This window comes from Nocardia tenerifensis NBRC 101015 (assembly GCF_000308715.1).
GTDB classification, from domain to species: domain Bacteria; phylum Actinomycetota; class Actinomycetes; order Mycobacteriales; family Mycobacteriaceae; genus Nocardia; species Nocardia tenerifensis.
In genome coordinates this window covers 1-19,051 of sequence record NZ_BAGH01000364.1, presented here as the reverse complement: position 1 = coordinate 19,051, position 19,051 = coordinate 1, and the positions used below count along the sequence as shown (strand labels likewise).

The following is a 19,051-nucleotide window of genomic DNA, read 5'->3' as shown; positions in this document are numbered from 1 at the left end:
TCTGGATCAGCACCTCGACCACCTCGGTCTCGGTGCCGCCGACATTGAGCAGACCGTGGATCGTGCACCCCGAGTTGCGGCGCGACGCCGAGCGCGGTGCACATGGCGACCGAGACGATCTCGCGGGTCTTCAGATCGAGGCCGGGCCGGGAGTAGACGTCGCCGAAGGAGAACTCGATGATGAGGCGGGCGAAGTCCGGCGCGATGTCGCGCAGCGACGCGATGACCTGCTCGCCCGCGTGCCCGTCGACCTCGTCGAGCTTGGCCGCGCCGCGTTCGAAGCGGTCACCCGCAGGCGGCGTGGTCGCGGGCGACTCGGCGGGCAGGTCCGGCCGGGCGGCGAACACCTCCTTGGCGGCGGTCAGGCCGTTCAGTGCCGCGGGGAAACCCGCGTAGACGCTCGCGTGGATCATGACCTCGACGATCTCCGTGCGGGTGCAGCCGACATTGAGCGCGCCGTCGATGTGGAACCGCAGCTGCGGCGCCGCGTTGCCGAGGGCCGCCAGCGCGCCGACCGTGGCCAGCTGGCGCTCGCGCAGGGTCAGGCCGGGGCGGGAGAGGATGTCGCCGTAGCCGAACTCCACGGTGAGGCGGCCGAGGTCGGGGGCGATGTCGGCCAGGCTGTCCAGCACGGCGGGGCGCTCCTGGCCGCCGACCTGCCGGAGCAGCGCGAGGCCGCGCTCGTAACGATCGTTCTGGCCGGTGGTGTGCTGAGTGCTGGTCATGGACCGACTGTAAAAGTTGGAGTGCGCTCCAGCACAAGTCGCGGCGACTCATCCCTGTAGGGGAGTCGAGATCAGGGAGAATCTGGGGGTCCATCCCCGATGTGGGCATGGGCGCGGAATCAATAGCGTTTCCGATATGCGTATCGCCCCGATCATCGCCGCCCTCTCCTCGGTCGCCCTGCTCGCCGGGTGCACGTCGGATCAGGAGTCGAACACCGTGTCGGACAACAGGATTCGGGCCGTGCAGGCCGATATCGACGGTATCGTCGCGTCGGGGGTCACCGGGGTGATCGCCACGCTCACCGACCACACCGGGACGGTCGTGCTCACCAGCGGGGTCGCCGATATCGTGACGCGGGCGCCGATTCCGGCCGAACCCCCGCAGCAGACCAGGATCGGCAGCATCTCGAAGACCTTTACCAGCGCGATCGTTCTGCAGCTGGTCGCGGAGGGCAAGGTGCGCCTGGACGAGCCGGTCGAGACCTATCTGCCCGGCACGTTGCGGGGCGACGGGATCGATGGACGCGCGATCACCGTGCGCCAGATCCTGCGCCACCAGAGCGGATTGCCGGACTTCGCCGCCGATCCGCGCGTCGACGAGTACCGCGCCGCGCTGGAGAACCGGACCATGACGCCCGCCGAGGGGATGGCGATCGTGCTGAGCAGGCCCGCCGACTTCGCGCCGGGCGCCCGATACGAGTACAGCAACAGCAACTACCTCGTCGCGGCCGTTCTGGTCGAGAAGGTCACCGGCGCACCGTATGTCGAGGAGTTGCAGCGGCGCATTCTCGAGCCGCAGGGCTTGGCCGACACCTACCTGCCCGCTCCCGGCGACCGCGAGATCCGTGGCCCGCACCCGAAAGGCTATGCGGTGCTGGACGGCACGCTCACCGACGTGACGCGCATCGAGCCGTCCGTGCCGTGGGCGGCGGGTGGGCTGATCTCCACCGGCGCCGATCTGAACCGCTTCTACACGGCGCTGCTCGCGGGCCGGGTGGTCCCCGACGCCCAGCTGCGGGAGATGAACGACGGTGTGCTCATGGACGAGGGGATGAAGATGTACTACGGGCTCGGCCTCGGGCACACGACATTGCCCTGCGGCGCAGAGTATTTCGGGCATTCGGGCGGAATCTACGGCTACAACACCGTGGCGGGCGCGACCCCGGAGGGGCGCGCGGTGACCTTCGCGTTCACCAAGGAGCCGGATAAGATGCCCGACCTGATCGGCCTGCTCGGCCACGCGTTGTGCCCATAGGCATTTCTTCCACGAGGGGTCTCCGCCGTCCGGACGCTGGGTCGTCCGGACGGCGGTGTCGTTTACCGCGGCTCAGATCAGGTTCTTCTGCCTGCGAATTCGGCGTCGCACGTCGGCCATCAACCCGTGCGTTCCGCCGTGCCGGAGGAAGCGCGGGATGAACCGGTTGACGAAAGCGACGAACACGAACAGATTCTCGAACCGACGCTGATCGGCGTCGGTCCACTCGACCCGTAGCTGTTCGCGGAAGATCGGCGCAAGGAACCCGATTGTGAGGAACTTCAACAGGTTTCGGAACGGCAGTCGCAGATACCAGTGGATCATCCGCAGGTTCAGCAGGTCGTCGAGGTAGCCGCGCACGAACTCGTCGACGGCGACCAACTCGCAGGCGCGGTTCCAGTATTGATCGAACTCCGCGCGCGTGGCGGGCCACATTTCCTCGGTCACTTGGAGCGTGGTGCCGAGGGTCGAGGACGACACGTAGAACGCCTCGGCCTGCTCGTCGCTCATCCGGCCTTGCAGCAGTTGATATGTGTCCTCGAAGCCGATGTATAGGCAGGCGGCGACCCACAATTGGAGATCGCGGTCGAAGGCGTTGTACCTCACCGGCGCGCCCGGAGCCGAATGCACCTGCCGGTGCGCGACATTCACCGCCTCGCGGTAGGCGAGGCGCTCCTGCTCCGTGCCGAGGATGGCGACCGCCAGGTACTGCGTCGTGGTGCGGGCCCGCTTCCACGGGTGCCGCGTCAGGGAGCCGGACTCGACCTTGCTCTCCGCGACGCCGTACCCGACCCCCGGGCGGGACATCTGCATCACGACATTGGCCGCGGCGCCCGCGAAGGACCAGAAGTCCAGCGCGTCGGTCAGTTTGATGGCCCGCTTGGTGATCGGACGGTGGGCGGTGCCGATGTGGATTCGCGTGCGGTCCTTGGTCAGCGGGGTGGCGTGCTCCGGGGAGTGGGCGGCGGCGGTCATGAGGGAGTCCTTTCGGGTCCGGAATCGACTCCGCAGGGCGTGAACTACCTGTGAACTACTGATAACTTAAGACTCGCGCCGCCCGTGCGTCAATGGGTCGCACTTCGTGGGTATTCGCCAGGCTTCGTCGTTGTCAATGTGGCGGAAAGTCTTCCATAACCGACGGAATCGTGCGTAACATACGGGGCCATGCCGGGCCGTGAGGCGCCCGGGAGGATCCAACGGCGGGTCTATTGCCGGTCCCGCCGTGGGCGGTCGGTCGCGTTCGACCGGCCCGCGAAAGGACGCGCATGCTCAAGAGGCTGGATCGAATATTCAGCTACGAGATGAAGGTCTCGGAGTTCCTCGGGACGCTGATCATCCTCGGCATCCCGTATGGGCTGATCGGTGTGGTCTGGACGCTGACGCACACGGGTCACCTGCGCGGGATGCACGGCGTCGATGTGGTCGTCTCGTTCCTCGGCTCGATCGTGTGCTGGCCCGTGCTCACCTTCTCGAATGTGTGCATGACCTGATGATGATCTTGGTTTGGCTGATCGACCTCCTCGTGATCGGCGTACGGATCCTCGGTGGGCGCACGCGGGTCAATCCGGTGCTCCGGTTCGGTCTGTGGCTGGCCGTGCTGTGCACGGTGGCGGCGGGCCTGGCCCTCGCCGGCTTCCTCCTCGTCGTGCTGGAGCGGCACTGGAGCGGCGTCGCGTGACCCGGAGAGGCAGGGACCAGTGACCATCACGCAGCGACCGCCGGACCGGACCGATCTCGAGCAGGCCGTCGAGGACCTGCGCGGTCTGTGGCGGCGACACCCGCAGCGTTCGCTCGAGACGCTCGGCCGGCAGGTGACCCTCGGCCGCGACGCGGTGCTCGAGATGCTGCGCGCGGTGCTCGCGCGCCGGTTTCCGTTCCAGGAATTCATCAAGCAGTGCGCGTTCATGGCCAGCGTGTCGGCGGCGCCGACGGTGTTCGTCGCGATACCGGTGGCGGTGGTCGTCTCGATTCAGTTGGGCGCGTTGGTGAGTCAGGTCGGCGCGACCACCTTCATCGGCGCCGTCAGCGGGCTCGGCATCATTCGCCAGGGCGCGCCGCTGGTCACCTCGCTGATGATCGCGGGGGCGGTCGGCTCGGCCATCTGCGCCGACCTCGGCTCCCGCACGATCAGGGAGGAGATCGACGCCATGAAGGTGATGGGCGTCGACCCGATCCGCCGGCTGGTCGCGCCGCGACTCGCGGCGGCGGTGCTGGTGAGCATGCTGCTGTGCGGCTTCGTGGTCTTCGTCGGCTTCGCCACCGGCTATCTGTTCAACGTCTACGCGCAGGGCGGCACGTCGGGCACGTTCATCAGCACCTTCGCCTCCTTCGCCGTCGCGAATGACCTGATCGTCGCGCTGCTCAAGGCCGCCGTGTTCGGCGCGCTCACCGCGATCATCGCCTGCGACATCGGCCTGCACACCAGGGGCGGGCCCGGCGGCGTCGCGAACTCGGTGAACGCGGCGGTGGTCAACTCGGCGCTGATGCTGTTCGCCACCAACATCATCATCACCCAGGTGTACAACACGCTGTTCCCGGCGAAGGTGCTCTGACATGGGCTCGCGCTATACGCCTCCGGCCCTGCGACCCCTGCGGGCGCTCGGCGGCGCCGTCCGCGGACCCGTGCGGGCCAATCAGCGGCTCGGGCATCAGGCCATCACCTTCGTCGCCGCCGTCGCGGCTATTCCCTTCGCGCTCAGGCACTATCGCAAAGAAGTCCTGCGGCTCACCGCCGACGTCGGGTGGGGCAACGGCTCGCTGATCGTCGGCGGCGGCACCGTGGGCGTCGTCATCATCCTGTGCGGATTCGGCGGGATCACCGTCGGCATGGAGTCCTACACCGCGCTGAACCTGCTGACGATGAACCCGCTGACGGGCGCCATCTCCGGATTCGCCACCACCCGCGAGATCGGCCCGATCCTGGCCACCCTGGCCTTCGCCATTCAGGCCGGCTGCCGATTCACCGCCCAATTGGGCGCCATGCGGATCTCCGAAGAGATCGACGCGCTGGAATCCATTGCCATCCGGCCGCTTCCGTACCTGATCTCGACCAGGATGATCGCGGCGACGCTGACCATCGTCCCGCTCTACAGCGTGGGTCTCGCGGTCGCCTACCTGATGACCAAGCTGTCGGTGCTGTTCCTCGGCGGCACCTCCGCGGGCACCTACGACCACTACTTCTTCCAGTTCCTCAACGGCGCGGACGTGTTCTTCTCGGTGCTCAAAGTCGTTGTGTTCGTGCTGATCTCGACGTTCCTCCAGTGCTACTACGGGTACGTCGCCACCGGCGGCCCCGAGGGCGTCGGGCAGGCGGCCGGGCGCGCGATCAAGATGGTGATCGTCGTCATGGTGTTCGCGAACCTGTTTCTCACGCTGGCGATCTGGGGCATCGACCCCGGCTTCCGGATCTCGGGATAGGGGTTGGGAATGATCATCGATCCCAGTGGCCGCGGGCCGAGCGCACGACAGCTCTCGCTCGCGGGCCTGGCGCTCACGACGGTGACGCTGCTGCTGCTTTCTCTGCTCGGGCTGCGCTACACCGGCCGTTTCGAGGACAATGTCGGCGTCGTCGCGGTGCTCACCAGCACCGGCGACGGACTGCCCGAGCACGCGGACGTGAAGTTCCGCGGGATGATCGTCGGCTCGGTGGCCGGCGTCGAGGTGGTCGCCAAGGGCGAGCGTCAGCGCGCCGAGCTCGACCTGAAACCCGATGTCGCGTCGATGATTCCGGCGGCGGTCACGGCGCGGGTGATCCCCAACAACATCTTCGGCGTGACCGCGATCGAGCTCGTCGACAACGGGCAGACGGCCGAGGTGCTGCGCGCCGGGGCGGAGATCCCCGAGGACACCAGCGAGGGCACCGTCCAACTCCAGACCACGCTCAGCGTGCTGCGCGACGTGCTCGACAATATCCAGCCCGAGAAGCTCGGCCGGGTGCTGGCCACCCTAGCCGACGCGCTCGACCCGGCCGCGCGCGTGCCGGGCTCCACCATCGAGCGCCTCGACCAGTGGCTCACCCAGGTGCATGCCATACCCGGCATCGGCGACCTGCTCGGCGATCTCGGCCGCGCCGCGACGGCGTTGAGCGTCTCCGCGCCCGACCTGGTCGGCGTGCTCTCGGAGTCGGTAACCACCGCGCGCACGCTCACCGAGCGGCGCGACCGGCTGGTCGCGCTGCTGACCAACGCCAACGGCGCGGTCGACTCGGTGAACTCGCTGTTCGCCCGCAACCCCGACGCGGGCAAGGAGGTGGTCTCCGGTGTCGACGAACTCTTCGGCAGCTTGGCCGAGGACCCGCGGGCGTTGCCGGAGACGGCGGCCAATCTCAATGTCGCCCTGCACAAATTGCGGTCGGTATTCGGCTTCGGGCCGAGCCGCCAGATGATCTGGAAGATGGACGTGTCCTTCACCCCGTTCCAGCAGTACACGGCCGCGGATTGCCCGCACTACGGCAGCATGGCCGGTCCCCGCTGCGGCGGCCCGTCGGTGCCGGAAACCGCCCCGTCGCAAGAGTTTCCGGCGCAACAGACGCCGAAGTGGTTGGACGCGGCGGGCCCGGCCCCGGTGCTGCCCGCGATTCCCGGCATTCCGCTGATCCCCGGCCTCACGGCGCCGGCCGCGGCGAAGGACCCGGCCCCGAATCCGCAGGGGTCCAGCGGTTTACGCGGAACCGACGCGGTGGCGGCGATCGTCGGCGGCCCGCCCACCGCGGCGCAGTACCTGCTGTTGTCGCCGCTGCTGGCGGGCGGATCGGTCGTGCCCGCGGACAAGGACGGTCGCTGAGCATGAGATCAGGCAAGGCACTGGCCGGGTTCAGCCTGTTCGCCGTCGTGGCGATCGTGCTGACGTACACGATCTGGTCCACGCTGCAGCGCTCGGTGACCGGTGACACCGACTCCTACTCCGCCACCTTCTCCGACGTGCTCGGCCTGCGGGTCGGCGACGACATCCGCATGGCGGGCGTGCGGGTCGGCCGGGTGGACGCGATCGACTTCGACGGCGACTATCGCGCGCGCGTCGACTTCCGCATCCAGCGCAGGCAGCACCTCACCACCACCACGAAAGCCCTTGTGCGCTACCAGAACCTGATCGGGCAGCGCTATATCGCGCTGGTGCCGGGTGTGGGCGGTGGTCAGGTGGTCGCGGCGGGCTCGGCGATACCGCTCGAGCGCACCGAGCCCTCCTTCGACGTGTCCGCGCTGCTGTCGGGCTTCGAGCCGCTGTTCAGCGTGCTGCAGCCGGATCAGATCAACTCGCTGTCGGAGACGCTGATCCAGGCCCTGCAGGGCAACAACGTCTCGCTCAGCGCGTTGATCACCCAGGCCGCCGAGCTCGCGGGCACCTTCGGACAGCGCGACAAGATCCTCGGCGACGTGATCAGCAATCTCAGCGGTGTCATCACCGGATTGGCGCATCGCAGCGGCGAACTGGAGACGCTGATCACCCAGGCGCGCTCGCTGGTCGAGTCGCTCTACGCGCAGGGCGAGTCGCTGAAGGGCTCGGTGGATCAGGTGGCCACCTCGACCGACTCGCTGGCGCGGCTGATCGGCCAGGTGAAGCCGAATATCGCGCGGGCGCAGAACGACGCGACCACCGGGGTCGCGCTGCTGCTGCTCAACGGCGCCTCGCTGGACCAGGCGGCCGTCGAGCTGCCGACCCTGCTCAACGGCATCGCCAGGTTCACCGGCTACGGCGCCTACGGCAATGCCTACATCTGCCGCCTCGACGTGTCGCTGTGGGGTGTGCTGCTGCCGCCCGGGCTTTTCTCTCAGGTCGGCGGCGATTCGCAATCGGAGGTGTGCCGGTGATGTCACGTGCGCGATCCCTGGCGGGTCGAGTCCGATTGCCGCGCAACAGGTTACTGTGGCTCGGCCTGCTCGCGGCGGGCTCGGTGGTGCTGCTGCTCGTCGGCTCGAGCGCGCTGTCGCAGGCGAGGCTGGGGGACAAGACGATTCAGGCCGAGTTCGCACAGGCGGCGGGCCTGCGCGCGGGCGCGTCGGTGGATGTCTCGGGCATCGAGGTGGGCACGGTGCGCGCGGTCCGGCTGGACGGCGCGAAGGTCGTGGTCGACCTGCGGGTGCGCCGGGACCTGCGGCTGGGCCCCGACGCGCACGCGGCCATCAAGATGACGACCATTCTGGGCAAGCTGCACGTCGAACTGGTGCCCGGCAATGGAAAGGGCCTGCCGGGCAATAGGATCGCGCTGGCCAATACGTCGGTGCCCTACAACCTCGGCAAGGTCATCCGCGATCCGGTGTACAAGTCGTCGTTCGAGCGCATCGAGCGGATCGATCCGGACAAGCTGCGCCGGTCGCTGGACCTGCTGAGCAAGCAGATGGGCGACTCGCCGCAGCTCACCGTCGAGGCGTTGAACAGCATCGGCGCGCTGGCCAAGGTGATCAACGACCGCCGCGACGAGGTCGACGCGCTGTTGAAGAGCATGGACCAGGTCTCGCAGCTGGTGTCGGACAATCGCAACAGCGTCCTGCTGCTGCTGACCCGCGGCGAGGCGATCGGCGACGCCGTCGTGGTGCGGCAGAAGATGCTGAAGTCGTTGCTGGACAACGTCGCCGAGCTGTCGCGGCTGCTCCAGGAGATGGGCCTGGAGAACAACGATCAGCTCGGGCCGATGATCCAGAGCCTGAACACCATGTCCGAGGGCCTGGAGAAGAACCGGGACAACCTCGACTCGCTCTACGAAATCATGCCGGTCGCGTTGCGGCAGTTCAACAATGCGCTCGGCAACGGCCCCTACGGCGACGTGTGGGCGCCGTGGGTCTTCCCGGACAACTGGCTGTGTTTCGCCGGTGCGGTACAGGGGTGCAACTGATGAAGACAGGTACTTTTCGGAAAACCGCGGTCCTGTGCTGGATCGCCGCGGTGGCCTCCGGCTGCTCGCTGGTGCCGGACAGCCTGAGCGCGCTGCCGGACCAGTATCTCGGCGAGCACCTGCGGATCAGCGCCGATTTCGAGAACGTCGCCGGCCTGTACGCGGGCAACGACGTCGCGATCCTCGGCGTCCCGGTGGGCAGGGTCGACACCGTGACGGCCAGGGGCAGCTATGTCGAGGTGACCATGTCCATCGACAAGGGCGTCAAGGTGCCCGCGGACGCGATCGCCGCCCTGGTGTCGCCGCAGCTGATCACCAACCGGCACGTCGAACTCGCGCCCGCCTACGAGGGCGACGGTCCGGTGCTGGCCGACGGCGCGCACATCCCGCTCGAGCACACCCGCACGCCGGTCGAACTCGACCGCATCCTGGACAATTTCGATCAGCTCGGCCGAGCGCTGAAGGGCGACAACGAGACCGGGCCGATGGCGAGCCGGGTGCTCTTCCCGCTGCTCGACGGCAACGGGGACAAGCTGCGCGAGACGCTGGACGCGATGTCCTCTGCGTTCGAGGTGAGCCTGGCCAACGGCGACCAGATCTCCAACACCATCGTGAAACTCAACGAGATCACCCAGATCATCGCCGAGAACGACCAGACCGTGCGCGATTTCAGCGGCAGGCTCACCGAACTGGTTCAGCTGATGGGGGATCAGGCCCCGGGACTACAGGCCGTGCTGACTCAGCTCAACGACTTCGTCACCAACACGGCCACGGTGGTCGGCACCAACCGCGAGCAGTTGCTCGGCGCACTGACCCGGTTCACCACGCTGACGGGGCAGATGCGGGCCAACGCCCGCTCGGTCACCGAGATCGCCGACGTGACTCCGCTGTTCTTCCAGAACCTGTCCAACGCGACCAGCCGCGAACACCAGGCGCTGCGCCTGCACGGCCTGCTGGACAAGGCGGTCCTCGACGGCGAGGCGCTCTCGGTGTTCTGCGAACGGGTGCAGATGCGCCTCGATGGCTGCCGGACCGGCAAGATCCAGGACTTCGGCCCGGACTTCGGGCTCACCGCCGCGCTGCTCGGACTGACCAAATGACGCGGCCCGCAAGCTATTACCGCGCGCGGCTCGGCACGCTGGTCGTGGCGGTGGCCGTCGGCGCGAGCTCGGGCTGCGCGGTGACGGTGGACAACGTGCCGCTGCCCAAACCGGGCATCGGCGGCCCCGGCTACACCCTGCACGCGGTGTTCCGCGACGCCCTGAACCTGCCTGCCAACGCGCACGTCAAGATCGGTGGCACCGAGATCGGCATGGTCTCCGCGATCAGTACCACCGACTTCCTCGCCGACGTGGAGATGCTGATCCGGGAGGACATCCGGCTGCCCCGCGGCACCACCGCGGAACTGCGCCAGGCCACCCCGCTCGGCGACATGTTCGTCGCGATGACGCTGCCCGCCAAGCCGGACGGCGCGGAATCGCTGCGGGCGGGCGAGACCATCGCCCCCGACCACACGTCGACCGGCGCCTCGGTGGAGCAGCTGATGATGTCGGTCTCGTTGCTGCTCAACGGCGGTGGGTTGAACCAGGCGGCGCGGATCACCGCTGAGATGAACTCCATGTTCGCCGGGCGCGCGCCGGAGTTGTCGCATCTGATCACCGAGCTGACCGACGTGCTCGCGGCGTTGAACCGGCGCACCGCCGACGTCGACGGCGTGCTGTCCGGGCTGAACACGCTCACCGGCGAATTGGCAAGGCGCAAGCAAGAATTGGGCGCGGCTGCGGACACCTTCCCGCCGCTGATCGGGCTGGTCGCCGAGAACAACAGGGCCATCGCCGGTCTCATCGCCAAGGTCTCGGTGACCATGGCCGCGCTAGGCGACTTCACCGACACCACCGGCCCGGATTTCCTGAGCCTGTTCGACAGCATCCAGCGGCTCATGTCCGGATTCACCCAGATGGGCGACGATCTCGCGGGCACACTGGAGGGGCTGCACGCCATCTACCCGTCCATCTCGGCCAGCCTGGACGGCCCGGTGCTCGCGGTGGCGGCCACCGTGTCGTATCTGAGCGTCGGCGCGCTGACCGACCCGAAGGGCAGCAGGCCGCCGGAGATCGGCGACGTGCCCGCCTTCATCGGCAGCCTGGCGCAGGTCATCGAGAAGGTCATCGGCCGGCTGCAGGGCGGTGGGCGATGAATCCGCCGTTGTGGCAGTGGCTGGTTCGGCGCCGGATCGCGGTGGCCAACGTCGGCCTGATCGTGGTGCTCGTGCTCGGGGTGTCGTACCTGGGCGCCGAGGTGCTGCGGATCAACCCGCTGCCGAGCACGTACACGGTGCGGGTGGAGCTGCGCACCTCCGGCGGCCTGGCGGCGAACAACGACGTCACCTTCCGCGGCACCCGCGTCGGACGCGTCCAGGAGGTGCGGATATCCGGCGACGGCGTCGCGGCGATCGCCGAGATCGACAAGACGGCGCGGATCCCGGTCGGCGGCACCGTCGCCGTCGGCAGGCTCTCCGCGGCGGGGGAGCAGTACCTCGACTTCCGGCCGGACGCGGACACCGGGCCGTTCCTCACCGACGGCTCGGTGATCGAGCGCGCGCGCACGACCGCGCCGGTCACGGTGCAGTCGGTGCTCGCGGGCATGAGCGGACTGATCGGCGGGATGAATCCGGCGCGGCTCACCGTCATCGTCGACGAGCTCGACAAGGCCCTGGCCGGCGGCCCGGATCGGTTGCGCAACATGATCTCCGGCATCAGCAGGGCCATGGCGGGGCTGACTGATCTGCTCCCGCAGACCAGGCAGCTCATCGAGAACCTTCAGGTGATCGCGGAGACGACCTCGCACGCCCAGCCCGACCTGACCACCCTGACCACCGGTTCCAGCGCGCTGTTCCAGCAGATGACCGCCGCGGATCAGGAGGTGCGCAAGTTTCTCGACCTCGGGCCCGGCCAGCTCGCGACCCTCGGCGGCATCGTGCGCGACACCGAGGACCCGATGACCAACCTGGTCACCAACTTCGTGGCGATCACCCGGGCGGCCAAGCTGCGGGCGCCCGCCATCGCGGCGCTGTTCCCGGCGCTGCGTACGGGGTCGGAGGCCATCGGCATTCCCGCGCACGACAACGCGTATCACACCCTCGTCGATCCGTGGCCGCGGCCGAGCTGTGACTACGACACCGTGCCCGTCGTGCCGACCACCAAAACCGTGGACACCAGGGTCCGGCTCTACAACTACTGCGTCACCAGCAATCCGGCGCTGCAGATCCGCGGCTCGGCGAACGCGCCGCGACCGAACGTGCCGGACAACGGATCCGGCCCGCCGCCCGGCGTCACCGGCGACGAGCTGTCCCGACCGGCACCCGGCAAATAGGAGCACATCTGATGAACGACAACGAGATCGACCCGGTATCCGAGAAAGAGCCGGCCGCCGAAGCGAAGGAGGCTGGAGCAGAGTCGCTTTCCGCGGACTCCACCGCGGTGACCGTGCGTCGACGTCTGACGCCGGGCCGAACCGGACGTCTCGCCCTCGAGCTGGCGGCCGCCGTACTGCTCTGTGCCGCAATAGCTTCGAGCGTCGTCTTCTATCTCCAGAACAAGGGCAACCGCGCGATCATCGACGCCAACGCGGACGCGCGCACCGCCGCCTGCTCGTACGCCCCGGTGCTGGCCGACTACGACGCCAAGAAGCTGGACCCCTACTTCGCGGCGGTCCTCGCCGGCGCGACCGGTGACTGGAAGAAGCAGTTCGACAGCACCAGTAAGGAATTGCGCGACGTGCTGACCCAGGGCGAGGTGGTGTCGAAGGTGAACGACGTCCAGTGCGCGATCAAATCGGGCGATGCGAACTCCGCCGAGGCCATCGTGGTGATCGGCCAGACCATCACCAGCCTGGGCACCCAGGGCAAGCCCGCGCCCGGCCAGCTGTCGATGGTCATGCGGCTGACGAAGGTCGACGGCCGCTGGCTGGTGAACATGGTGAACTCGCCGCTGGCCCCCGCGCCGAAGCAGTAGTGGTCAGCCGCGCTCGCCGCCGAACAGCACCACGCGCATCAGGTGAATCACTCGCTGCCGCGAGCACACCGGATCGTCGGAGCCGAAACGCTGACCCAGGTCGACGACTAGGGCCAGGGCCGCGTGCACCAGCAGCCGGGCATCGGCGGCGGACAGCTCGGGCCGGACGCCGACGAGCAGCTTCGCCCACTCTTCGACGCTGAGCCGCTGGATGTTTCGCAGCACGGTGCGCTCCTCGGCGGGCACATTGCTGATCTCGGCGTAGTAGACGAAGGTCAGTTCGCGTTCGGCGAACGAGCCCGCCACGTACAGCTCGATCAGCGTCGTCAGCGCCTGCTCCGGCCCGTCCGCCGCCGCGACCGCCGGGCCGATCGCGGCCGAAACCCGGTCCGCCGCACGGCGAAACGCGGCCGCGAGGATATCGCCCTTGCCGCGGTAGAACCGGTACACCGCGGACGAGGCTGGCAGGCCGGCGGCGGTGGCGATGTCCTCGACGCTCACGTTCGGATAACCGCGTTCGTGGAACAGCTCGATCGCCCGCGCGAGCAGTAGCTCGTGCTTGAACGTCAGCGGAATCTCCACTGCCACAGGTATTTCGGCAGTTCCGTCCGAGGGCGGCAGCGTGCACTCCGCGACCGCCCGGCAGGCGGCGCTCAGCAGTGTGGTCAGCGCGCGCACCGGAATCGGCACGTGGTGGTCGCCGATGCTGCTGAGCACGCTCAGCACGGCGGTCGACAGCACGGCGCGGTCCGGCTTGTCCAGCTCGGGTCGCGCGGCGCCGAGCAGCGACATGAGCACCGAATTCACCGTGGACAGTTGGCTTCCCAGGATCGCGGCGTCGTCTGCCTCGAGGTAGCGGCGCTGCCACCGCAGGAGCGCGGCGCTGCGCCGGTTGGTGATCGAGGCCGCGATGAGCGCGTCCATCACGTGTCCGAGGCGCGCCTCGGGGGACAGGTCGTCGGCGGAGTCCGGCAGGCGCACCGCAGCCTCGCTGAGCGCGCCGAGCCGCAGCGCCTCCTCGCGGAACAGCGCGTACTTGCTCGGATAGTGGCGGTACAGGGCGGCGGAGCTGATATCGAGCCGGGACGCGATGTCCTCCATGCTCACGCCGTGGTAGCCGAGCGACCCGAACGCCTCCGCCGAGGCCGCCGCGATCTGGGCGCGCCGATCGCGCGGCCGCCGCCGGACCACGCGCGCCGCCGTCGCGTCGGACGCCTTGTCCGCGGCGCGGCCTTCCTGGGCACCCATCTCGCGATGGTAGCCCAACCGGGCGCTCGATCGGGGGCCTTACGCGCCTCGAATCAAACTGAATGGAAGATCACAATGAACTAAATATCTACGCTGTAACCTCTGACTCTTTCATGCCGCTCGGTCGGAATGACGCGTAACTTATTCGACGGGTGCCGGTAATCCGCGGGCCGCCTACGCCGCCGCGGGACGCCCGAAAAGAACCACCTGCATCAACAGGCGCACGCGGCCCTGCGCCGCCATCGGCTGGTTGTCGAACGCGCGGCCCAGATCCACCACCAACGCGAACGCCGCGTGGATGAGGAAGCGCGCCTCGGCGGGCGACAGCTCCGGCCGCACCTCGCGCAGCAGCCGCGCCCACTCCTCGACGCTGAGCCGCTGGATATTGCGCAGCACCGTGCGCTCCTCCGCGGGAACATGCTGGAACTCCGTGAAATACACGTAGGTGAGCGCGCGCTCGGCGAACGAGCCGGCGACGTACTGCTCGATCAGCGCGGTGAGGGCGCCCTCCGGGCTCGCCGCGTTCGCGACCGCCGGGCCGACCGCGCCCGAAACCCGTTCCGCCGCACGGCGAAACGCCGCCGCGAGCAGATCGCTCTTGCCCCGATAGAACCGGTAGACCGCCGAGGCGGCGGAGAGCCCGGCGGCGGTGGCGATGTCCTCGACGCTGACGTTGGGGTAGCCGCGCTCGTGGAACAGCTCGACGGCCTTGCGCAGCAGCAGTTCGTGTTTGAACGAGTCCGGGATCTCCACTACCTGAAGCGGTTCGGCGGGGCACTCCGCGGGCAGCTCGGTGCCGATGATCGGCTGGCAGGCCGAACTCAGCAGGCGGGCAAGGGATTTCACGGGGAGGGTGGCGTGGTGGTCGGCGATGCTGGTGATCGTGCTCAGCAGCGCCATGCGCAGCACGCGGATGTCGTCCTCGGTCAGCTCCGGCCGCAGCTCGGCCAGCTGGCCGCCGAGCGCGCCGAGCACGGCGAACTGCTGGTCGTTCAGCGTCGCCAGATCCTCGGACTCGAGATACCGGCCCTCCCAGCGCACCAGGGTGATGGTCGGCCGGTTCTCGATCGTGACGGCGATGAGCGCGTCGAGCACGTGCCGCAGCCGCCGCTCGGGCGACCACGCCGCGGCCTGCTCCGGCAGCTCGACCGCCTCGGTCATCGCGCGGCCGACCCGCAGCAACTCCTCGCGGAACAGCGCGTACTTGCTCGGATAGTGGCGGTACAGCGCGGCCGAACTGATGCCGAGTCCGGAGGCGATGTCCTCCATGCTCACACCGTGGTAGCCGAGCGCGCCGAACGCGGCGGCCGACGCGGCGGCGATCTGGGCCCGTCGATTCTTCGGCCTGCGCCGGACCTCCCGGGGTGCCGAGTCGCCGGTGCTCGCCTTCCGCGCCGTACGGCGATTGTCGACACTCATGCGGACATCGTACTGATCAGGGCTGGTGAGACGGGCTATGCCCGCCCATCCATCGGAACGGGTGCCGCAGGTCACGCGGTTTCGGCGCGATACCCGGCGCAAACGCAGGCGGCGTCCACCCCGGCTGTAGGCAAGGGTCTGCGCAGGTGAGCGCGGCCACAGGGCGTGTGCGTCGCCGGCGATCAGGCGCGCGGGGTGACGACCAGCCGCGCCTTGCCTCGGGGAACGGTGGTGATGTTGCGCGTCTTTCCGCGCTCGGGCGCCACGCCCGCCGGCAGCGAAAGAGTCTGCCGCACAAGGACTTCACGCAGCACCGCAGTGCCCTCCATGAGGGAGAAGCCCGCGCCGATGCAGCGCCGGACGCCGCCGCCGAACGGCAGCCAGGTGTTCGGCGCCACCTCGCCGCTGAGGAAGCGGTCCGGTCGGTAGGCGGCGAGGTCGGGGTAGTTCTCGGGGCTGCGGTGCGCGAGCAGGATCGAGGTGTTCACCACGGTGCCCGCGGGCAGTCGCCGGCCGCCGATCGTCATGTCCCTGGTCAGTTTTCGGTTGGTGCCGTTGATGACGACGTGCAGCCGCATCGCCTCCTTCATGACGGCCTCGAGGTACTTGTCGTCGCCGGAGCACGCCGCGTCGAAGGCGGCCTGCTGGATCTCTGGGTGCCGCGCGAGTTCGTACAGTGCCCAGGACAGGGCCGACGCCGTCGTCTCGTGGCCCGCGAGCAGCAGGGTGATGAGCTGATCGCGCAGTTCGGCGTCGGTGAGCGGCGGGTCGTCGTCCGCGCCGGAGCCCGCGTGCAACAGGCGGGAGAGCACGTCGGTGCGCTCGGCCAGATCCGGGGCCCGGCGCCGGTCCGCGATCTCGGCGTAGAGCAGCTCATCGATGGCTCGCAGGTTCTCCGCGAACCGCTTCCACATGCCGAAGCGGGCCAGCGCGGTCGACTTGAACCCAAGAAAGATCAGCGGGTTGAGGTTGACGATCCGGCGCAGCCGGGGCGCGAGGTCGGCCCGGATCCGCGAGTCGGTGACGCCGAACACCACCCGCATCATCACCTCCAGGGTGAGCGCGTTCATCCGGTCGAGGGTGATGAGCGTGGAACCCGGTGTCCAACGGTCGATCTCGGCCGCGGCGATCTCCGCGACCAGGTCACGGTAGGCGCGCAGCGCCGAGCCGCTGAAGGCGGGCATGAGCAGCCGCCGGGCGCGGGCGTGTTCGTCCTCGTCGGTGAGCAGCAGCGAGTGCTGGCCCATGATGTAGCCGAGGATCTGATTGCCCTCGCCCGCGTGCAGGTCGCGCGGGTTGCCCGCGAAGATCTCCTTGATGTGTTCCGGACGGGCGAAGACCACGGCGTGGTCGGCGAACGGCGGGATCCGCAGCGTGAAGACGTCGCCGAACCGGCGCGCGAGGGCGGGGATGAATCGCTGCCGATGGAACTGGAACAGGAGGGTCTGCGCGAAGGCGGGGAGCCGGGTCCCGGGTGGGTAGTCGGCCGTCTCGTCGCGCGTTCGGACATCGGGTGCGGCCACGGCGCCACCTCCACAGTTTTGAAGGACGAACCTGTCCCCTGCCACGCTAGGAGATTCGCGCGGCAGGGTCTATGACAGGTATTTCCGGTGCTGACTCTTCTGGTCGCTCCGCAGGCTCCGCTCCCGGGTAGTGGACTCCGCTGCTGACTCTTTCGGTCGCTCCGCAGGCTCCGCTCCGGGGCCGCTAACCGACGGCGCTCGGACGCTGAACCGCATACCAATCCAGCAGTTCCGGCTGATCCACGGCGCTGCGCTCCACGACCCGGGAGGCGTCCGCGCCCTGGAACAGCTTCTTGATCGGGACCTCCAGCTTCTTGCCCGTGCGGGTGTGCGGAATGCCGGGGGCGAGCAGGATCTCGTCGGGGACGTGCCGAGGGGAGACCTCGGTGCGAATGGTGGTGCAGATGCGAGTCTTCAGGTCGTCGGTGAGCTCGGCGCCGGGCGCCAAGACCACGAACAGCGGCATCCAGTAGCCGCCGTCCGGCTGCTCGGCGCCGATGACCAGGGCCTCGGCGATCTCGGGGAGGCGTTCGACGGCCTGGTAGATGTCGGCGCTGCCCATCCGGATGCCGTGCCGGTTGAGGGTGGAGTCGGAGCGGCCGTGCACGACGATGGACTCGCGGTCGGTGATGGTGATCCAGTCACCGTGGCGCCACACACCGGGGTACATGTCGAAATAGGCGTCGTGGTAACGCTTTCCGTCCGGGTCGTGCCAGAAGCGGACCGGCATGGACGGCATCGGCTTGGTGATCACGAGCTCGCCGACCTCGCCGCGGACCGGCTGCCCGGTGCCGTCGAAGGACTCGATCGCCGCGCCGAGGAACCGGGTCGAGAGCTCGCCCGGCCAGGACGCAACGGTGCGTGCGCCGCCGAGGAAGGCCGACACCACGTCGGTGCCGCCGCTGATCGAGTTGACCTGCACGTGGTCACCGATGTTCGCGCCCAGCCAGATCGCCGTCGAGGTCGGCAGCGACGCGCCGGTGATGCCGATCGCGCGCAGCGCGGACAGGTCGTGTGCGGCGCGCGGGACGGCGCCGGCCTTGATGCAGGCCAGCGCGTAGCCGGGACTGGTGCCGAGCACGGTCGTGCCCGTCTCGGCGGCGATGCGCCACAAGCCGTCCGCGGCCGGATGGGTGGGGCTGCCGTCGTAGCACACGATCGTCGCGCCGACGAGGAGTCCGGAGACCTGGAAGTTCCACATCATCCAGCTCGGGCTGGTGTACCAGAAGAACGTGTCGTTCGGGCCGATATCCGTTTGCAGGGCAACGGCTTTGAGGTGTTCCAGCAGGACGCCGCCGTGTCCGTGCACGATGCCCTTCGGCAGCCCGGTGGTGCCGGAGGAGAACACGATCCACAGCGGATGATCGAAATCGACCGTCTCCGTGGTGATCACGGCGGGGGCGGCGTCGTCGTGGGCGACCGCCTCGCGCCACGGCGTCGCGTCCGCCACGTCGAGGCCGAGCCGGTCCGCGGCGATCGTCGCCCGCAGCGTGCCGAGCCCGGCCCGCAGCGCGGCGATGTCCTCGCGCTTGTCATGAGCCTTGCCACCGAAACGGTAGCCGTCCACGGTGATCAGGACGGTCGGTTCGAGCTGGCCGAGCCGATCCAGCGCGGCCTTGGCCGAGTAGTCCTGGCCGCAGGCGCTCCACACCGCGCCGATGCTCGCGGTCGCCAGGAACGCGATGACCGCCTCGGGGATGTTGGGCAGATAGCCGGCGACCCGATCGCCGGGCCGCACGCCGAGCGAGCGCAGGGTCTGCGCCAGCGCCGCCGTCTCATCGATCAGCTCGGCCCAGGAGACCTCGCGCGTCGGGGTGTCCTCGCCGACCGCGATGATCGCGGGCCGGTCGGTGCGGAACTGCCGGACGAGCTGATCGACGTAGTTCAGCCGGGTGCCCGGAAACCATTGCGCGCCCGGCATTGTGGTGTCGGCGAGCACCTCGCCCGCGATGTCGCCGAGCTCGAAGTAGTCCCACACCGCGTGCCAGAAGTCGGCGAGCTCATCGACGGACCACTGCCACAGCGTGTGGTAGTCGGGC

Annotated in this window: 18 protein-coding genes; 12 read left to right on the top strand and 6 right to left on the bottom strand. The window is 68.7% G+C overall.

Annotated features, from left to right (window positions below):
- A partial coding sequence (locus tag ON39_RS28890) for a carboxymuconolactone decarboxylase family protein (protein ID WP_218006183.1) occupies positions 1–725 on the bottom strand: 725 nt, incomplete at its 3' end.
- A 136-nt stretch (positions 726–861) separates the two neighbouring features.
- Here ON39_RS28890 and ON39_RS28885 point away from each other — a divergent pair.
- Positions 862–1,980, top strand: coding sequence for a serine hydrolase domain-containing protein (locus tag ON39_RS28885; RefSeq protein WP_040739115.1), 1,119 nt, complete (start codon positions 862–864; stop codon positions 1,978–1,980).
- A gap of 72 nt (positions 1,981–2,052) precedes the next feature.
- Here ON39_RS28885 and ON39_RS28880 read toward each other — a convergent pair whose 3' ends face one another.
- Positions 2,053–2,955 (bottom strand): oxygenase MpaB family protein, encoded by a 903-nt coding sequence (locus tag ON39_RS28880; RefSeq protein ID WP_040739114.1) that lies wholly within the window; start codon positions 2,953–2,955, stop codon positions 2,053–2,055.
- A gap of 290 nt (positions 2,956–3,245) precedes the next feature.
- Here ON39_RS28880 and ON39_RS28875 point away from each other — a divergent pair, with 290 nt between their 5' ends.
- The 11 genes from ON39_RS28875 to ON39_RS28825 are packed head-to-tail and all read left to right on the top strand — an operon-like array spanning position 3,246 to position 12,822.
- Complete coding sequence (locus tag ON39_RS28875) at positions 3,246–3,470, top strand: hypothetical protein (RefSeq protein ID WP_040739113.1); 225 nt, start codon at positions 3,246–3,248, stop codon at positions 3,468–3,470.
- Positions 3,470–3,658, top strand: coding sequence for a hypothetical protein (locus ON39_RS28870; protein WP_040739112.1), 189 nt, complete (start codon positions 3,470–3,472; stop codon positions 3,656–3,658). Before ON39_RS28875 ends, ON39_RS28870 begins: the two co-directional genes overlap by 1 nt.
- Positions 3,659–3,677: 19 nt before the next feature.
- A complete protein-coding gene (locus ON39_RS28865) occupies positions 3,678–4,532 on the top strand; it encodes an MlaE family ABC transporter permease (RefSeq protein ID WP_040739111.1) in 855 nt (284 codons plus the stop codon).
- Position 4,533: 1 nt separating this feature from the next.
- Positions 4,534–5,397 (top strand): ABC transporter permease, encoded by an 864-nt coding sequence (locus ON39_RS28860; protein WP_040739110.1) that lies wholly within the window; start codon positions 4,534–4,536, stop codon positions 5,395–5,397.
- Between the two features lie 9 nt (positions 5,398–5,406).
- Positions 5,407–6,762 (top strand): MlaD family protein, encoded by a 1,356-nt coding sequence (locus ON39_RS28855; protein ID WP_040739109.1) that lies wholly within the window; start codon positions 5,407–5,409, stop codon positions 6,760–6,762.
- 2 nt (positions 6,763–6,764) lie between these two features.
- Positions 6,765–7,787, top strand: a complete 1,023-nt coding sequence (locus tag ON39_RS28850; protein ID WP_040739108.1) for an MCE family protein — start codon at positions 6,765–6,767, stop codon at positions 7,785–7,787.
- The gene (locus ON39_RS28845; RefSeq protein ID WP_040739118.1) at positions 7,787–8,809 is read left to right on the top strand and encodes an MCE family protein; all 1,023 of its coding nucleotides are present in this window, start codon (positions 7,787–7,789) and stop codon (positions 8,807–8,809) included. Before ON39_RS28850 ends, ON39_RS28845 begins: the two co-directional genes overlap by 1 nt.
- Positions 8,809–9,909: an MCE family protein gene (locus tag ON39_RS28840; RefSeq protein WP_040739107.1), complete on the top strand. Its 1,101-nt coding sequence runs from the start codon at positions 8,809–8,811 to the stop codon at positions 9,907–9,909. The genes ON39_RS28845 and ON39_RS28840 overlap by 1 nt, the downstream gene beginning before the upstream one ends.
- Positions 9,906–11,006, top strand: coding sequence for an MCE family protein (locus ON39_RS28835; RefSeq protein ID WP_040739106.1), 1,101 nt, complete (start codon positions 9,906–9,908; stop codon positions 11,004–11,006). The genes ON39_RS28840 and ON39_RS28835 overlap by 4 nt, the downstream gene beginning before the upstream one ends.
- On the top strand, positions 11,003–12,181 hold the full coding sequence (locus ON39_RS28830; RefSeq protein ID WP_040739105.1) for an MCE family protein: 1,179 nt from the start codon (positions 11,003–11,005) through the stop codon (positions 12,179–12,181). The genes ON39_RS28835 and ON39_RS28830 overlap by 4 nt, the downstream gene beginning before the upstream one ends.
- Positions 12,182–12,192: 11 nt before the next feature.
- Complete coding sequence (locus tag ON39_RS28825; RefSeq protein ID WP_040739102.1) at positions 12,193–12,822, top strand: hypothetical protein; 630 nt, start codon at positions 12,193–12,195, stop codon at positions 12,820–12,822.
- Positions 12,823–12,825: 3 nt separating this feature from the next.
- Here ON39_RS28825 and ON39_RS28820 read toward each other — a convergent pair whose 3' ends face one another.
- The 4 genes from ON39_RS28820 to ON39_RS28805 all read right to left on the bottom strand — a co-directional run.
- Positions 12,826–14,070 (bottom strand): TetR/AcrR family transcriptional regulator, encoded by a 1,245-nt coding sequence (locus ON39_RS28820; protein ID WP_040739117.1) that lies wholly within the window; start codon positions 14,068–14,070, stop codon positions 12,826–12,828.
- Positions 14,071–14,244: 174 nt separating this feature from the next.
- Positions 14,245–15,489 carry a TetR/AcrR family transcriptional regulator gene (locus tag ON39_RS28815; protein ID WP_040739101.1) on the bottom strand — a complete coding sequence of 415 codons (1,245 nt, stop codon included), beginning with the start codon at positions 15,487–15,489 and terminating at the stop codon, positions 14,245–14,247.
- 182 nt (positions 15,490–15,671) lie between these two features.
- Positions 15,672–17,012 carry a cytochrome P450 gene (locus tag ON39_RS28810; RefSeq protein ID WP_040739100.1) on the bottom strand — a complete coding sequence of 447 codons (1,341 nt, stop codon included), beginning with the start codon at positions 17,010–17,012 and terminating at the stop codon, positions 15,672–15,674.
- A 184-nt stretch (positions 17,013–17,196) separates the two neighbouring features.
- Positions 17,197–19,051, bottom strand: a 1,855-nt coding sequence (locus ON39_RS28805; RefSeq protein WP_040739099.1) for an acetoacetate--CoA ligase, incomplete at its 5' end; no start/stop codon positions are given.

What these genes read in the sequence shown, in the direction of transcription:
- ON39_RS28885 (WP_040739115.1), top strand. Translation starts at nt 862, where the DNA reads ATGCGTATCGCCCCGATCATCGCCGCCCTCTCCTCGGTCGCCCTGCTC.
- ON39_RS28880 (WP_040739114.1), bottom strand. Translation starts at nt 2,955, where the DNA reads ATGACCGCCGCCGCCCACTCCCCGGAGCACGCCACCCCGCTGACCAAG.
- ON39_RS28875 (WP_040739113.1), top strand. Translation starts at nt 3,246, where the DNA reads ATGCTCAAGAGGCTGGATCGAATATTCAGCTACGAGATGAAGGTCTCG.
- ON39_RS28870 (WP_040739112.1), top strand. Translation starts at nt 3,470, where the DNA reads ATGATGATCTTGGTTTGGCTGATCGACCTCCTCGTGATCGGCGTACGG.
- ON39_RS28860 (WP_040739110.1), top strand. Translation starts at nt 4,534, where the DNA reads ATGGGCTCGCGCTATACGCCTCCGGCCCTGCGACCCCTGCGGGCGCTC.
- ON39_RS28855 (WP_040739109.1), top strand. Translation starts at nt 5,407, where the DNA reads ATGATCATCGATCCCAGTGGCCGCGGGCCGAGCGCACGACAGCTCTCG.
- ON39_RS28850 (WP_040739108.1), top strand. Translation starts at nt 6,765, where the DNA reads ATGAGATCAGGCAAGGCACTGGCCGGGTTCAGCCTGTTCGCCGTCGTG.
- ON39_RS28845 (WP_040739118.1), top strand. Translation starts at nt 7,787, where the DNA reads ATGTCACGTGCGCGATCCCTGGCGGGTCGAGTCCGATTGCCGCGCAAC.
- ON39_RS28840 (WP_040739107.1), top strand. Translation starts at nt 8,809, where the DNA reads ATGAAGACAGGTACTTTTCGGAAAACCGCGGTCCTGTGCTGGATCGCC.
- ON39_RS28835 (WP_040739106.1), top strand. Translation starts at nt 9,906, where the DNA reads ATGACGCGGCCCGCAAGCTATTACCGCGCGCGGCTCGGCACGCTGGTC.
- ON39_RS28830 (WP_040739105.1), top strand. Translation starts at nt 11,003, where the DNA reads ATGAATCCGCCGTTGTGGCAGTGGCTGGTTCGGCGCCGGATCGCGGTG.
- ON39_RS28825 (WP_040739102.1), top strand. Translation starts at nt 12,193, where the DNA reads ATGAACGACAACGAGATCGACCCGGTATCCGAGAAAGAGCCGGCCGCC.
- ON39_RS28820 (WP_040739117.1), bottom strand. Translation starts at nt 14,070, where the DNA reads ATGGGTGCCCAGGAAGGCCGCGCCGCGGACAAGGCGTCCGACGCGACG.
- ON39_RS28815 (WP_040739101.1), bottom strand. Translation starts at nt 15,489, where the DNA reads ATGAGTGTCGACAATCGCCGTACGGCGCGGAAGGCGAGCACCGGCGAC.